The 17,820-nt window shown below is 32.1% G+C and carries 8 protein-coding genes; 4 read left to right on the top strand and 4 right to left on the bottom strand.

The window, feature by feature from the left end:
* Both QZN45_RS10715 and QZN45_RS10710 read right to left on the bottom strand, forming a co-directional pair.
* A partial coding sequence (locus QZN45_RS10715; protein ID WP_296812879.1) for a tRNA-dihydrouridine synthase occupies positions 1–573 on the bottom strand: 573 nt, incomplete at its 3' end.
* A 49-nt stretch (positions 574–622) separates the two neighbouring features.
* On the bottom strand, positions 623–1,465 hold the full coding sequence (locus QZN45_RS10710) for a DUF1002 domain-containing protein (RefSeq protein ID WP_292609821.1): 843 nt from the start codon (positions 1,463–1,465) through the stop codon (positions 623–625).
* Between the two features lie 249 nt (positions 1,466–1,714).
* On the opposite strand from QZN45_RS10710, the gene QZN45_RS10705 reads away from it, so the two are divergent.
* The 4 genes from QZN45_RS10705 to QZN45_RS10690 all read left to right on the top strand — a co-directional run bounded on the left by QZN45_RS10705 (position 1,715) and on the right by QZN45_RS10690 (position 15,783).
* Positions 1,715–6,589, top strand: a complete 4,875-nt coding sequence (locus tag QZN45_RS10705) for a cobaltochelatase subunit CobN (protein ID WP_296812877.1) — start codon at positions 1,715–1,717, stop codon at positions 6,587–6,589.
* A gap of 131 nt (positions 6,590–6,720) precedes the next feature.
* Entirely contained in the window at positions 6,721–8,946 is a 2,226-nt protein-coding gene (locus tag QZN45_RS10700) for a right-handed parallel beta-helix repeat-containing protein (RefSeq protein WP_296812875.1), read from the top strand.
* Positions 8,947–9,047: 101 nt separating this feature from the next.
* Complete coding sequence (locus tag QZN45_RS10695) at positions 9,048–11,306, top strand: NosD domain-containing protein (protein ID WP_296812873.1); 2,259 nt, start codon at positions 9,048–9,050, stop codon at positions 11,304–11,306.
* 193 nt (positions 11,307–11,499) lie between these two features.
* Positions 11,500–15,783, top strand: coding sequence for an Ig-like domain repeat protein (locus tag QZN45_RS10690; protein ID WP_296812871.1), 4,284 nt, complete (start codon positions 11,500–11,502; stop codon positions 15,781–15,783).
* A gap of 389 nt (positions 15,784–16,172) precedes the next feature.
* On the opposite strand, the gene dnaJ is transcribed toward QZN45_RS10690, so the two are convergent.
* Together dnaJ and QZN45_RS10680 are read right to left on the bottom strand one after the other, a co-directional pair.
* The gene (dnaJ, locus tag QZN45_RS10685) at positions 16,173–17,315 is read right to left on the bottom strand and encodes a molecular chaperone DnaJ (protein WP_296812869.1); all 1,143 of its coding nucleotides are present in this window, start codon (positions 17,313–17,315) and stop codon (positions 16,173–16,175) included.
* 136 nt (positions 17,316–17,451) lie between these two features.
* The coding region (locus QZN45_RS10680; protein ID WP_296812866.1) for an Hsp70 family protein at positions 17,452–17,820 on the bottom strand (369 nt) is incomplete at its 5' end.

Genomic DNA, 17,820 nt, shown 5'->3' with positions numbered 1-17,820 from the left:
TCGAATAATTGACCAGTCAGCATCAATTCCGTATGTATCAAACTTTGTTCTTGGATGTACAGTTATGGCTGATGCACCTGCATCTTCGGCAATTTCGGCAATTTGGCATGCATTGATATGTTCTCTGTCCCATCCGCTTCTAATTTTAACTGTAACAGGCACAGGTACAGAATCAACAACTTCTGATATGATGTCGTATGCCTTATCAGGTGTTTTGAGTAGCGCACTTCCGGCATTTGCCTTGACGGCTACTTTTCTGACGGGACATCCCATATTGATGTCAATGATGTCTGGGTGCATGTTTTCATAAATGTATTGTGATGCTTTTTTCATTGTTTCGGCTTCAGATCCGAAAATCTGTTGGGAAATTGGTCTTTCGCATTCGGTCATTTCCAGCATGTCCTGAGTTCGGGTATTGTCATGGATGATGCCTCTATCTGACACCATTTCAGTTTCAATAAGTCCGCACCCCATGGATTTTATTATTCTTCTAAAAGTCAGTTCGCATATTCCGGCCATAGGTGCTAGAACAACCTGGTTGTCGATTTTAACATTGCCAATTTTCCATTTCATATAATCACAAATTAGGCTCGAAAATTTAAAAAAAAGTTTTGGAGGAATATTATCCGAATATTCCGCCTAAAAAATTGTTTGAATTGCTGCTAGTATTATTTAAAACCTCACTTACTTGATTTTCATAGGTATTTATGTCTCCTTGAGTGTTTTGAATTTGCTCAATACTGTTTGCAAGGTTTTCAATACTGCTGTTTGTAATGTTAATGTTATTGTTTACAGTGTAATTGTAAATAATGTTTACAATAGTTTGGTGATCTGTAACATTTTCTTTTTTTACAGTTTCTTTCACGTCATCAACTAATTTGGATACTTGATCTGAACTGGCATTTGTGTCTTTAACAACTTCTGCCTGTGTGTAAATTTCCTTGTTTGCTGCTTCTTTAACGGTTTCCGGAATTTTCACATTGGTTGCCTCTTCATAACAGTTCATTATTCCTGCAAGTGCAGATTCACCGGTTGCAGTAACTGGACTTGTAACGTATACGTGACCGCTTTTGATTCCTGCAGATTTTAATGCGGACAGGTACATGTCACCAGTTATTGTGGTGATTTTATCTTTATCCACGCTAACTTTAAGATCGGCACTGTCCTTTAAATTAACAAGTGCTGAGGAAAATATTTCACTGGAATCATAGGTTCTGCCGGTTATTGTACTGGCAATTTTGTTAACGTCACTTGCTGTAATAATTTTTTCTGCTGCATTGCTTAAATCCAAATTGCTTTGACTTTTAAAAAATGAATCAACGTCAGATTTATAGTTTGTATTCGCATGAGTAGTTTCACCGTAAGTTATAACAACTGAATTTGCCTGACCGGAAAATCCTGCTGGTATAACCATACCTATTAAGATTATAGATAAAATAACCATACCAATAGTAATCTTACGCATATTATCACCTCTTATATAATAGCACATTTTATTTATTTTATTAAGTATTTAAATTTATCTCATATTATGACAATTTTTATTGAATGCTAACTATAATTAACTTTAGTAAGTTTTATATGTTTTCAAGTCAAACTTAAACTTATAGTAAATCTTAATCGATGTTGCTATGTTTGTTATAAAGGTATAAAAGGAGGTGAAAATACGAAAAAACTAGATAATAGGCTATTATTCGCATTAATTATTTCAATAATGCTTTTGTTTTCTATAAGCACAGTATTTGCAGGGAATAATGAAACAGTATCTGATATTGTAGGTACTACTGATAATTTGGATGATGTTGTTCAACTTCAAGACATTCCAGACACCCAGTCTTCGAAATCAGATGAACAAATACTAACAGCAGGTAATAATGTAATTAATGTTGTTAATGTAATGGATTCTTATAACGAAACTGGCAAAACATGGAGTGAAGACGGATTTAATTTAAAGGGTGCTACAATCAAGGTTTATGACTCCTCAGATAATGTGGTGTCAACTGTTAAAACTGATTCAAAGGGTAATGCAGTTATTAAAAACTTAGGTTCTTCTAAATATTCTTTAGAGGTTTCTTATTTAACTTATGAACCCCAAAAGTACGTTGTTGATTTCACTAAAAAAAGCGGTACTGTAGATATTAAGGGAATAATGTTTGTTCCAGATATATTGTTGTTAGTGGATTATAACTCTCACAATGAGAAAGTTGATTTGCTGATGAATATGTCAAGGAGGATTGCATACATCAGTACAACTGATTTTGATAAATCTCGTGCGTGGTTAGTGGAATATGCTAATTATATGCATATTGACATGTTTTCAGAATCTGCTTACAGTGTTTTGACAGCTCAATACTTAAAAGAACTTCTTGCGAGGTCTCCGGCTAATGCAAAATATAATGTTGCATATACTTTCAGTGTATTTTCAAAACAAATTTTGAACAATACTGGAATTCATATTGTAGGAGCTTCAGCAGCTAACAATACTTTTGATACTATTGAGAACACTTATATAGGCTCATATTTCCAGGCTAGGGATATTGCAGAATCAGATATTTTGCAAAATAATATGAAAAATTATCTGAATTATGTAAAACATTTGATTAACCCTAAAAAATATTCTGACCCTACTCTGGATGAAAAAAATGCTCCATTGATGTCTCCTGAATGTGGTTTTTATCATCCTGATTTAGGTTTGTATACATTAGTTCCTGAAGGAAAATTAATTAATCAATGGATTCGCGAAAATCCAGGTTATACTCACAGTTCTGACGGTAGTTTAAATTGGATGACTGAAAATTATGTTGTATGGTTAACTAATGTATTGGATCCGACAGCTTTGTTCAAGAAATTTGAAAAAGATTATATTGCTAATTTTGGTCCAAAAAAATCATTCATAGCTATCGCTTCTTACTATGGTGGTGAAGAAGTTGCTGATGCACTTATCAGAGGTTATGAAGCTAATGGTAGGCCAGCTTTTAATGTATTTAAAACTGGAACTCAGCCTCCTATGTCTTCAATTTTGAATAAGATTGCTTCAATTTCATCTGTTGGTATATCTGCAGTTAATTCATTATGTAGTTGGTCTTTAGATTATGCTAATGGTACTGCTGAACCAGATTTAACTGATATAGATTTGCATGTATTGAAAGGAATTGTTGAAATTTCTGAATACAGCTATCTCAGTGAATTAGGTCCTCAAGTCGAATGGACATTCATGGTTACATATCCAAGTTTCGAAGGAGTATTTGGTCAGGTTGCTTTGTCTTATGTAGATGTTTTTGGTAAGTCTCATGTTATCCAAGAAGGTGTAGATAAGATGGTTAAATTAAACTGCAAATGGGCTGATTTGCATGATTTAAATAATTCCGATAAAAAAGTGGCTATCATGTTGTATAACTATCCTCCTGGAAAAGCTGAAATCGGCGCTTCCTATTTGGATGTTTTCAACAGTACTTTTGAATTGCTTTATCAATTATATATGCAAGGTTACGATATTGGAGGGGACTTTGAATTTTCAAATGCAGTAAATAATACATTCCAATGGATTATAAATGCTAAAGATTCATATTTAATTAATAAAACTCGTCATAACTTGCTTTCATTGCATAATTTAACTCAAATAATATTTGACATGAACAATAAAGGTTCTTGGGCAAAAGGGTTATTAAACACTTATGTCGAAGAGAATTGGGATTATTTGATGGAACATCATCAATTGATTTCATTAAACGACTTCGAAAAGTTAACAGCAGATGTTAAAGATGAATTGTTTAATCAGATGATTTCCTACTGGAAAGACGGTTTAGGTCCGGCAATGGTTTATAAAAATAAGTATATTGTAATTCCTGGTGTATGGTTTGGTAATGTATTCATCACTTTCCAACCTAGTAGAGGTTGGGAAGAGGTTCAAGATTATCACAGTTTAACCATTCCTCCGCATCAACAATATGTTGCATTTTATAAATGGTTGGATAAAACCGCAAAAATGAATGCTATTGTTTCAATGGGTACTCACGGAACTCTAGAATGGTTGCCTGGTATTAACTTGGGTGCATTCCCTGGAGATTGGACATTTGAGTTAACTTTACTTCCAACTGTATATCCTTATATTGTTTCTAACCCTGGTGAGGCTATGGTTGCAAGAGATAGGAGTTCAGCTTTATTGATTACTCACATGACTCCTGCAATGGTATCATCTGAGTTATATGGTAATTATACTGTATTGAAAAATTACATCAATTACTATAAAGAACAATTGAGCTTAAATGTAACTAATAATGCTGAATCTTATAAGAATAAGATTTTAAATTTGGCTCCTAGCTTAGGTTTCAGAAACATGTCTAAAAATGAGACATTCCAGGAGTGGATTGACGAATTGCATATCTATTTGGATGATATGGAAAACGACTTTAACACTTATGGTCTTCACCATTTGGGAAAGATCTTAACTGGTTATGAGCTTGCAGAAGAGGTAGTTACAATTGTCACTTCTCAAACAAAAATATATGATCAGTTATTGGAGCTATTGTATCCTAAATTAAGTGGATTGAAATTCTATGATGATATTCAGGGCAATCTTAAGTATGCCAAAGAAGCTGACAGGTTAAAATCATTCTTAAAAAATTATTCTTCACGTTTGGTTAATGGAAGTTCTGCTAAAGAATTAAACAAGGAGTTCGGTATTTTAGAAGGAACTTCTTTGTATAATTCAACACTTTACTGTGAAGAGATTATTCTAAATATTCAAAGGAATAATGAATGGAATGCAATTTTAAGTGCTTTAAATGGAAGATATGTGAAAGCAGGTCTGTTTGCCGATCCTTCTTATGGTGATTCAATACCAACTGGTTATGACGGTTATGCATCTGATCCTACCAGAATGCCTTCTCATGCAGCATATGAGTCTGCTGTTAGAATTGTGGATATGCTTTTGGCTAATTACTATGAACAGCATGGAAAATGGCCAGAATTAACTTCATTAATCTTGTGGGGTACAGAAATATCTAGAACTGAAGGTATTGGTGTTGCTGAATTTATGTATTTATTAGGTTGCAAACCTGTTTGGGCAGATAATGGTAAGGTTTTAGGTGTTGAACAAATACCTATTGATGAGTTAACTGTAACATTGAATGACGGTTCTGTAGTTAATAGGCCTAGAATTGATGTATTTGTAAGTATGGTTACAAACAATAAGGATTGGATTACTTGGATGTTGACTTCAGTTAATTTAGCTGTTAATGCTGCTGGTGAGGATGCATCTAATAATTATGTAATCAAGCATTATGCAGAAAATCCTCATTTGGATAGGTTATTTGGTCTTCCAGGTAATGTTTTAGAAGGTACTGGTATGTCTAATCTTATACCTAATACTGCAGACTGGAGTATTGCATCAGTAAATGAATATGCAATGGATATTTATTTAAATAAAGTATCTTATTCATGGACTTTGGATGAAAAAGGTAATATTCAAGTTAATAAACAGAAAGATGTTTATAAGTATTTGCTTGATAATGTGGATGTAATTACTCAAAACTTTGATAGTAGTTGGAGATTATTCGATTCTGATGATTACTATGATTGGTTTGGTGGATTATATAATGCAGCTAATGTATTGAAAGAAAAATCAGGTAAAGATAAGCCTGATACTGCTTTCTTTGATATTAGGAACAAAAATAAATATGTTTCAAGAACTTATCAGGAAGAATTGGAATTCGAAGTTCGTAGCATTCTTTTAAATCCACAATACTATGATCCTTTAGTTAAAACTCCTGCAGGTATGAATGCATATGCTTCCAGATTCCAGAATTTCTATGCAACAACCGTTTTGGGCGGAGAAAAATTAAATAAAGAATTGGGTAATCAATTGGCTGATACTGTACTTAAAATAAATTCTGGTGTTAACAGTAATACGTTAGCAGCAGGTTCTCAATCCACACTTGCTTGGATGGTTTATATGGCTCAACAAGGACTTTGGGATGGAGATGCAAGTACTGTTCAAAAGTTAGTCGATTCTTACATGCAAAGTGTAATTGAGTATGGTGTTGCATGTTGTCACCACACTTGTAAAAACCTTGCATGGAACTCTGAAATTATTCAGTTAAGTTCTTTAACTCCTGCACAAAAACAAAAATTTGCAGAAATTTTAGCTCAGGCAACCGAAACAGATCCATTATATCAAATGGATAAGGAAACTGATAAACAAGGTGCTGAAGGAAATCAAGGCCAAGGCTCTGAAAATGGTGAAAAAGGAAATCAAAATGCTAATGTTTTAACAAATTCCACATCACAACAATCACAATCTGATGGGTCTAACAGTGGAGGTCAAACTTCTGTAGGTAATGATGCTTCACAATCTGGTGATGCAAAATCAGCAGCTGACTCTTCTAGCTCACAGGATGCATCTTCTGGTGGTGAAAGTGCTGGTGGAGCTAAATCATATGAGATTTCAGAACAATCTGTTGCTAAATCTGCTTCAAGTTCTGCAGAATCAAGCATGCCAATATTTGTTATAATTGCTGTAATTATTTTAATTGCAATTTTCTTGGTTGGTTATGCTAGAGATAGTAAAGATGATTATGATGATTATTAAATTAATCATCAACTTTTTTTTTATTTTATAGTAATTTTTAAATATTGTATTTTGTCATAGATTATATTATAATAGAAAATTTTTAAAGTTTGTTTTATCAAACTTTCAATTAAAATTTGATGAGGTATAATATGAGTAAAAAAATTAATATTTGTTTAGTTTTATTGCTTTTATTGGTTTCAATTGGTGCGGTTAGCGCTGTGGAAAATTTAAATGAAACTAATGCTGTAAGTAATGAAGCTATTTATGATGCTGTTGAAGTATCTTCTGATGTTAATATTAATCATAATTCTAATGATGTTTTAACGGTAGAAGATTCACAAAATCAGTTGGAATCTTCTTCACATACAATAAATGATGCGAATTATAATCAATATTTTGATTTAAAGGGTAATTTGGTATCTTCAAAGGTAAATGAAGGAGATACAATTAATTTGGATGGAAATTTTTCATCAAAGAATTTTATTTTCAATAAAAAAATCAATGTTGTGGGAACTTCTTCAAATAACATGAAAAATTCTATGATTTCACTGTTAAGCGGTGCTTCTGGAAGTTCAATATCACACCTTAATATTGCAAATACAAAAGCTGAGACTTACGGTATATTTTTAAACTCAGCAAGCAATTGTGTAATTGATGGTTGTACTATAAAAAATACTGGAAGGGCTTCTTATGCAATTTGTGTTGCAAATGGTGCTAACCATAATAATGTAACTGACAATGACTTAAAGACATACGGTATTACATATGGTCATGGTACAAGATCCACTCCAACACTGCTTGTAAGTGGTTCTCATTATAACTACATTGCTAATAATAAAGTGGAAGTTGATGATGCTAATGGTATTTACCTGTCTAGTTATGATGGTGGCCCTATAAAAGGAGGTCTTTCTAATTTCAATGTTATTTATAATAATACTGTAATGTGCAATAAGGATGTTTTACCTACTTCATGGAGTTATACCATTCAAATCATGGGTAACAATAATACAATTAAAGCTAATAAGGTTATTAGAGGTTATAGAGGTATTTCTTCTTCCGGTTATGGTAATATTTTCACAGACAATATTATTAGAAATATCACAGGTGCTGATTACAACCACCTTGGCGTTGAAACTGGTGGGGAGTATGCAATTGTAGGATCTTACGGTGCAATTGTTAAAAATAACACTATTATTGATTGTAAAATAATATCAACTGGTGCAGGAATAACCGTTATTGATAATTCCATTGTAGAAAACAATTGGGTGAATGTAACAAAAGCAGGTAGGGGTATTGTTGCTGCCGGTTCAAATGTTGTAATTAGAAATAATACTGTTTTCACAGAATTTGGATCTGGAATTTATGAAAAAGATGAAGGTTCTGGTCTTTTGATTGAAAATAATGTTGTTACTTCTGATTCTGGTGTTGGAATTTTAATCGAAAAATTAAGTTCCAGAAGAATGCCTTCTAATGTTAATATTATTGGAAACACAGTTAGAACTGGTAATAAGGTTGCAATTGATGCAAGTGGTGTTCAAGCTAACACTTCTGATATTGATGTTCAGTCTAATAATGTATTTGGAAAAGATATTCACACTCCTGCAGGTGTTATTGATACTTCAAAACCAACTTATATTTATAAAGGTACCACTTTAACAATCACACCATCTAATTTTGATGAATATATCAATGCAAATGGTGGTTTGACTGATTTGGTTAATGATGGTGATATTTTAAAATTTAAAGGTACATTCGATAATAAGGTAATATACATAAATAAAGGTATCAAAATCACTGGTGAAAATCCTATATTTTATAATTCCACATTTAAAGTCACTACTGGCAATGTATTAATTGAAAATCTAAACATTATCAATAAGGAAGCAGAAAGAGTCAATGCATGGGGAATTTTCGTAAATCAGGCTCAAGGTGTAAGAATTATTAACAATAATATTTCTGTAAACGACCCTAAGGCATCTTATGCTGTTTATGTTTTAGAATCAACATTTGTTGACGTGTGGAATAATCAATTAACTTCTGAAGGGGATTATTTAACATTTACTTTACTTTCATATGCTTGTGAAGATTGTAATTTTGCAAACAATACTATTAAAACAATTGGTACTGGGGATGTTTATAATTTCAGACCGGAAACCTGTATTGATGGTAACGAAATTGTTATAGATGGAAAACAATATTGCATTGATGGTAATGAGTTATATATTGATGGAAAATCTTATTGTATTGATGGTAATGAGCTTGTTATAGATGGTAAGTCTTATTGTATTGATGGTAACGAAATTGTTATAGATGGAAAACAGTATTGTATTGATGGTAATGAGCTTGTAATTGAGATGGTAATGAGCTTGTTATAGATGGTAAGTCTTATTGTATTGATGGTAATGAGCTTGTAATTGATGGTAAGTCTTATTGTATTGATGGTAATGAGCTTTGCATTGATGGTGAAGAATATTGTATGGATGGAGCGCATGTTATTTCCGAAATTTATCAAACATACGGAATTTTATTATTATACTCATCAAATAATGTAGTTTCAGGAAATAATGTAAATGTCACTTCCAAATTAGCTGAAGTCCATTCAACCACTGGCAAAGACAACTCTACTAACTCACTAGTCGGTATAGATTTATATTTCAATAGTCATAACAATGTTTTTTCAAACAATATTGTTAATGTAAAAGGCAAAGACAATTATGTTTATGGAATGGGTGTTTTAGGTTATAACACTGGTCATAAAGCTCCTGAAGGTCAAGGCGCTACAAACAATACTTTTGAAGGCAATATCATAACTCTTGAAAGTCCGTATTTTGCTACTGGTTTAATTGTGGGTGCTGAATCTGAAGGAACAATCTTAAAAGACAATGTCATTTTCTTAAATGCAAATGGTGTTACTTATGGAATTACATTGGAACTGTCAAAAATGACCACTATTGAAGGAAATGACGTTACTTTGAATTCAGAAGTTATTTATGGAATTGAAGCATTATCCTCTGATGGTAATGTAATAATCGGCAATGATTTTAAAACTGATGCAAAACAGGTTTATGGAATCTTGCTTTCTATTTGTAAAGAAAATATTATTTCAAACAATATCATATCTGCAAACGGTAATGGTGAAGAGTTGACTATTAGAAACTTGGATTCAATTAAATGCGGAAATGCAGGAATATATCTTAGATCAAATTCTTCAAATAACAGAATAAATGCCAATAATATTACTTCAACCAAAGGTTATGCAATTATAATTGATAATGAAGCTATTGATAATGTTATTGTGGATAATTATTTGGATTCAGAAAAAGGCATTGGTAATGCTGCAGTAAACAACACAATTGGAAATGAGATTTCTGACAATTATGTCTTCATTGCTAATTATGCTATTAACGTAAGTGAAATTAAATATTTGGGAAATGGTCAATTTATTTTAACCTGTGGTAATGAATTAAATGGTGCTGTTGTCAAATTTTATGATTGGGATGATAAATTTATAGGTGATACAACAGTTTCAAATGGTGGTGCTGTTTATAACTACGCCTTTGATGAAACTTACACTCCTGCAACCTATCGATTTACAGCACAACTGTTTAAGGAAAATTACAAATTATCTGTCTATGAAATGTTGGTTGATGTTAATAAAGCTGATGTTATTGTGACATTTGAGAATATAACAATGACTCAGGGTGATACTCAATCAATTTCTTTAAAAATTATTGATCCTTTAGGCAATCCAATTAAAGAAGCTACTGTTAAATTTAACAGGCAAAGTGCTAGAGACTTCCCTATGGGAACAGCAGTATCGGATAGTCAGGGTATTGCAAAAATATCCTATGAACTTCCTGTTTCATTGGGTACTGGTGATTACATTGTTCGTGCAGACATATCTGGGTTAAGCAATTATAATGATGCAAGTGTTGAGTCTAAATTAACTGTTTCACCAAGACTCGATGTTATGATATCTATTAATTCCAACATGTATGTCAAAGGAATATTAGGTACTTTAAAAGATTCCAATGGCAATATTATTGGAAATAAAAAAGTATCTGTGAAACTTGGTTCAACTACCTATTCAATTACTTCAAATGATGAAGGAAAACTTGTATTGCCTGCAGATGCCAAAGCGGGTTCTTATCAGGCAACTGTTAATTCACCTGCTGAAGGCAAATACTCTGAAAATACTCTTACATCAAAAGTACTTATTGTTAATCCTATATCTGGAGGCAAGAATTACTCCGTTTATTATGGAAACACTGTAAAGTATAAAGTCCGCATATTGGACACTAAGGGTAAGGCTGTAGGTGCCGGAAAAGTTGTCAATTTCAAAGTCAATGGCAAAACAATAAAATCCAAAACTGATAAATCAGGTTATGCAACCGCTTCAGTTAAGTTAGGCGTGGGCAAGTATACTATTGCTGCAACTTATGGTGGTGTTTCCACATCCAATAATATTGTCTTTAAAGCAACTTTGTCTGCAAAAAATATAGTGCATAAAAAAGCCAAAACAATTAAATTCTCCACTAAATTAGTGGATAAAAAAGGTAAAGTCTTAAAGGGTAAAAAGATTACTTTTAAAATTAGTGGTAAAAAGTATTCTGCTAAAACAAACAAAAAAGGTGTTGCAACTGCCGCTATCAAAAATTTAAAAGTAGGTAAATTCACAATAACTTCAAGTTATGGTGGATGTACTATTAAGAATACTATACAGATTAAAAAATAAGGTTATTTAACCTTTATTTTACTTTTTTTTCAATTTTTCTTTAAATACATTTAAATATTTTTAAAATATAACTTATATGCATATAGTCAATTTTTTTTTCAATTAATTATGATTTTCATGGCTATTGTTTATTTTAATTATATTAAAATGAGGTGAAATTATCAAAGCAAAAAGTTTATTTATTTCATTAATCATGCTTTCTGTAGTAATGTTGTCATTAAGCGCAGCTTTTGCTAGTGACAATGCTACAGATGTCGTAGCTATTGATAATGAAATTGTTATCGATGAGCCACTTGCTGTTGATGAAAATTCTCAAGCAGTGAGTGCAGATGAAAATGTTGTAACTAAAGATAATTTTAATAATTATTTTGATAGTACTGGATCTCTATTGAGTAATGTTACTTCAGATGAATTGGTATTTAGTGGAGATATTTCTAATGTTGGGGTAGATAATATTGTTCTTAACCGCTCAATTAAAATAAGCGGTAATGATGCAGTATTAACTAACATTTCTATAGATGTCAAATCTAGTGATGTTATTATTTCCGGTTTAACTATTAATCAAGATAAAGGTGAATTTGGAATTTCAGTTTCCAATGCATCTGATGTATTAATCGAAGATTCTACTATTAATTTTAATGCAAATGCCGGTATTAATGGATATGCAATTAATGCTGATTTTGCAGATAATTTAAAAATTATAAACAATATCATTAATTATGTCGGTGCTACAACAGGATGGGAAGTAAACTATGCGATTCGTGTTTCAAATTCCAATAATGCTATAATTAGCGGCAACAAAATTAAGGCTAAAATTGTTTCCGCTGATGTCGGTTGGGCAGAAGTCCCTGCAGGTAGTGGAAATTGGGTAAGTAGTCCAATTAGTGGAACTATTATTGTAAGAGATTCAAATGGTCCTGTTTTAGATAGTAATGATATAAATACTACTTATTCTGGTGTTGTTACTTCCTATGGTTACGACACTATTTATGTTGTTGATTTTTCAGGAACATCTGGTGCCGTAATTGTTAATAACAATATTACTTCCGTTGGTAAAGATTATATCTATGGTATTATTATTTCTGATAATGATTTCACATTAAGAGCTAATAATATTAAATCTACTGGAGATTATTATGCTAATGGTATTGATATTGAAGGTCCTGCTGCAGGTGTAGTGGAAGACAATGTCATTGAAGTTAAATCTGGCAGCAGTGCTTATGGTATTTATTCAGGTATGAATGGTGCAGATGTAACTGCAAATTACAGCGGAAATGAAATTGCTGGTGAAGCATACAACATCTTTGCTTTTTCATTAGGTGATGTTTCAAGCAATGTTATAAACAACACTGTTTTAATTAATGGTAATTATACTACTGGTATGGCTTATAGGGGAGTATCTTTATCCGCTAGTGGCAATAAATTTGTTTTAAATTCTTCTGAAGTAGGAAATGAATCTATCTGGGAAGGATTTGGTGTTGAAGCTGTCGGTATTAAAGTTATTAAAGGTACTGCAAATATTGTTGATAATGTAATTGCTGGTCCTGGTAAAGGTGTTTCCGTAAAAGGCAATGAAACTAATGTGGTATTAAAAAATAACATGATTAATACTGTCGCTAATGTTGATAAAAATGCTTATGCAATTTATGCTAATGATACTGCTAGTTTAAAAATTGTTGACAACCATATCGATTATCAAGGTACTACCAAAGGTACCGGAGTCAATAATGCAATTTATCTTTATAATGCTGATGGAGCTATTGTAAATGGAAATAAATTTGACCTAGATTTAGTTTCTGCTGATGTTGCTTGGATTGAAGTGCCTTCCGGTAGTGGAAATTGGATAAGTGCTCCTATTAGTGAAGGTATTGTTGTTGAAGATTCTAATAATGTTACTTTTGATAGTAATACTGTATTTACTAATTTCACTGATGTCATTACTGAATACGGTTATGATACCATTTACTCTGTAGACTTCAAAAATTCCAATAACGCTGTAATCACAAATAATGAAATTACTTCTGTGGGTAAAGATTATATTTATGGAATTATTCTTTCAGGTAATGATTTCACAGTAAGGGCTAATAACATAACTTCTGCTGGCGAATATTATGCTAATGGTATTGATATTGAAGGTCCTGCTAATGGTGTTGTTGAAAATAATGGTGTTATAGTAATAAGTGGAGTTAGTGCTTACGGTATTTATTCTGGTATGAATGGTGCAGATGTAAATGCTAACTACACTGGTAATGAAATTTCAGGCATTTCTTACAATGTATTCGGTATGTCTGTTGGCGATGTGGACAGTAATATTGTAAATAACTTTATTGATTTAAAAGGTAATTATACTACTGGTATTGCTTATAGAGGTTCCAAATTAACCATTGCTGACAATCGCGTTGTATTAGACTCAAGTGAAAATGGTAATGAGTCAATTTGGGAAGGATTTGGTGTTGAAACTGTAGGTATTAAAGTTATTAAAGGTAATGTGAACATTAACAACAACATTATTGCCGGTCCGGGTAAAGGTGTTTCTATTCTCAATAATGAAACTGAAGCTTCATTAACTGGTAACTTTATAAATACTATTGCTAATACTGATAAAAATGCTTATGCAATTTATGCTGTAGATGCTGCTAGTTTAATAGTTTCCAATAACACTGTTGACTATCAAGGTGCTACAAATGGTACAGGTATCAACAATGCTGTTTATATTAATGATGTTGAAGGTGCTGTAATTAATTCTAATAAATTTGACTTAGATTTGATTTCTGCTTATGTGCCTTGGGCTGAAGTGCCTTCTGGTAGTGGTAATTGGGTAAGCTCTCCTATTTCCGAAGGTATTGTTGTTGAAAAATCTAATGGTACTACTTTTGATAATAATGAAGTAAATGTTAAATTTATCGATGTTGTTGGAAGTTTTGATACTATTTACTCTGTAGATTTCAAAAATTCAGACAATGCTGTAATTTCCAATAACAAAATTACATCTGAAGGAAATAATTATATCTACGGATTAATAATTACTGGTGATAATTTCAATATTGAAGCAAATACCATTGATTCAACATCCAATTATTACTCTAACGGTATCGATATCGAAGGCCCTGCTACTGGAGTTGTAAAAGATAACGGAATTTCAGTAAAATCTCTTACTTCCGCTTACGGTATTTACTCTGGTATGAATGGTGCTAACGTTTCAGCAGCTTATTTAGGTAATGATATTACTGGTGACGCATATAACATATTCGGATTCTCATTAGGTGATGTTGAAAGTAATGTAACTGGTAATAATGTTGTTCTAGCAGGTAATTATACTACTGGAATTGCATACAGAGGATCTAATTTAGTGGTTGACAACAACATAATTTCCGCAAAAGGTTCTAATGTAGGTAACGAATCTGTTTGGGAAGGCTTTGGAGTTCAAAATATCGGTATTAAAGTTGTTAAAGGTACTTCTACAATTACTAATAACAATATTCAAACTACTGGTGATTCAGCTATTAATTTAACTAACAATAAAGCAACAGTTAAAGATAACTATTTAGCAGGTGCAAAAGGTGTAGGTAATAATGCTGTTGTTGGAGCAGAAAATGCCACTGTTTCAAGTAATACTCCTGATTATAAAGTAATTTTAGCATCTCCAAGAGTATATACTGAATATGCTGATGGTGTAATCTATGTTGTAATGGCATATGACGAAAATGGTATTCCACTTGAAAACATTACTCTTTTCTCAACTGTCAACAATATGACTTACAATGCAACAACTGACGATGAAGGTTATGCTGCATTTGTAGTTGACTTGGATGCTGGTTATTATGTTGCAAAAACTTCATTTGAAGGTAATGAAAAATATGGTCCTAAGGATATTTCAACTCCGATTACAGTAGATGCTTCCGCTTCCGCTATTAAAGCATCTTCATCTGTAACTGTTTTATTAACTAAAGTTAAATCAGGATATAACTTCAAATTAACTTTAGTGGATATGAAAGGAAATGGATTAGCAAATAAAACAGTTTCAATTACTTTTAATGGTAAAACAAAAACTTACACTACTAATCCAGCAGGTGTAATCAGCTACAAACTTTCAGCAACTAAAACAGGATCTTATAAGTTAACTATGAAATTCGCTGGTGATAATAATTATGTGAAATCCAGTGCAACTTCAACAATTAAAATCACCAAACAAGCAACTAAAATAACTGCTAAATCTAAAGCATTTAAAGCTAAAACTAAAGTTAAAAAATATGCTGTAGTTTTAAAAGACAATAAAAATAAAGCTATTAAAAAAGTCAAAGTAACCTTAAAAGTTAAAGGTAAAACCTATAAAGCTACTACCAATGCAAAAGGTAAAGCTACTTTCAAAATTACCAAATTGACTAAAGCAGGTTCTTACAAAGCTACTGTTAAGTTTGCTGGAAATGCTTACTACAAAGCATCCACAAAATCTGTTAAAATTACAGTTAAAAAATAGAGATTTTTAATCTCTATACTTTTTTTATTTTTTCATGTAGATGTCTAAATTCATAGTTGCTATTTTTAAAATAGACATTATTTTTAATTGGTTTACCACTTATTTTAATGCAATTAATATTTTTAGCATGTTATTTAATTAATCATTATTTCGTTTAAATTGCCTAAAAATTTCGAGCAAAATATGGGTGATTTCTGATAATTTTGAAAATTTCAAAACTTGTGTGATAACAGTTACATTCACATAATTAAAAAGCCTATTTTCAAAGGGTTCATTAAAAATAATTTGATGTAGATATAATTATATTGTAAAAATTAGTTGGGGTGTGGTTTTAATCATGTCTAAAATTAATATGGTGGGGTGAAAATAAATTAGCAAAAATGGCTAATCTATTTCATCGCATCTTTGACTCTGTCAAAGATTCCTTTTTCAACATGTTTAATTTCATCGCCACTGATTTCAGCAAATTCAGTGAGAATTTCTTTTTGTTTTGAGTTTAATTTTTTAGGAACTACAACATTGGCTTTGACATACATGTTTCCTCTACCTGAATGTCTGTATGATGTCATACCTTGTCCTCTCAATTTAAACACGGTTCCGCTTTGTGTTCCTGGTGCAATTTTAAATTCAACTTCTTTTCCTTCGATAGTTGGAATGCTTATTACATCACCTAATGCTGCCTGTGGGAAACTAATTTGCTGCTCGTAGTATAAATGATCTCCTTCACGTTCAAATTGTTTATTTTTCTTAATGTGAACTGTTACAATCAAATCTCCTTCAAGGCCTGATGCTTCACCACAGTTTCCTTCACCGGAAACTCTTAAATGGTTGCCTTCATCAACTCCTTCTGGAATCTCAATTTTAATTGTTTTGGTTTTTCTTTTACTGCCTTTTCCATGACAGTCAGGACATGGTTCTGTAATGATTTTTCCAGTACCGTTACATTCTCTACATGGCCTTACATTTACCATTTGGCCTAAAATTGTATTGCTGACTTCTTTAATTTGTCCTGTTCCGCCACATGTTTTACAGGTTTCAGGTTCAACACCTGGCTTGGATTTGGAACCATGGCATGTAGGGCATAGTTCACTTCTTGTAATCTTGATTTCTTTGTCGCATCCGGTGAATGCCTCTTCTAAAGTAATTGGAACTTCAGTATATATGTCTGAACCCCTTTGAGGACCGGTTCTTCCGCGTGAACGAGAGCCTCCACCAAAACCAAACATGTCAAATATGTTTCCAATATCGAAACCTTGGAAAATATCTTCAAAGTTCACGTTTTGATAGAAATCTTCTGCAGTAAATCCATCCATTCCAGCATGACCATATTGGTCATATCTTTGACGTTTTTCATCATCTGACAAGACAGCGTAAGCTTCACTTACCTCTTTAAATTTTTCTTCAGCATCTGGCTCATCACAAACGTCTGGATGGTATTTTCTGGCTAATTTACGATAAGCTTTTTTAATTGTCTTTTCATCTGCAGATTTGTCTACTCCAAGAACTTCATAATAATCTCGCTTGTCTGCCATTTATTCACCTTAGTATCTTTTAAAAAATAAATAGAAAAAATAATAGTAGTTTTATCTCATTGTTAGTTTATTGATTGATTCTGATTTCTGATTTTATTATATTTCCCAACAATTTAATAAAACATTATTATTAATTCTAGTCTTTTACTTCATAGTCTGCATCAATTGTGTCATCATCTTTGTCTTTAGCACCTGCATTAGGATCTGCTCCACCAGCTTCTTGTTGAGCTTGCTGAGCTTGAGCTTCTGCCTGTGCTTGTTGATAAATTTTAGCACCAATTTCTTGAACTACATTGGATAATTCATCAGACTTTGCTTTAATGGCATCAATATCATCGCCAGCTATAAGTTCTCTTAATTCAGCTACAAGTCCTTCGACTTTAGTTTTTTCATCTTCAGATACTTTATCTTTGAGTTCATCTAAGGTTTTTTCTGAAGTGTAAATTAATGAGTCTGCATTGTTTCTGATTTCAATTTCTTCTTGTCTTTTTGCATCTGCTTCAGC

Source organism: uncultured Methanobrevibacter sp. (assembly GCF_900314695.1).
Lineage (GTDB): Archaea > Methanobacteriota > Methanobacteria > Methanobacteriales > Methanobacteriaceae > Methanocatella.
The sequence above is the reverse complement of the archived record's forward strand: the minus strand, read 5'-3'. Positions and strand labels throughout refer to the sequence as shown.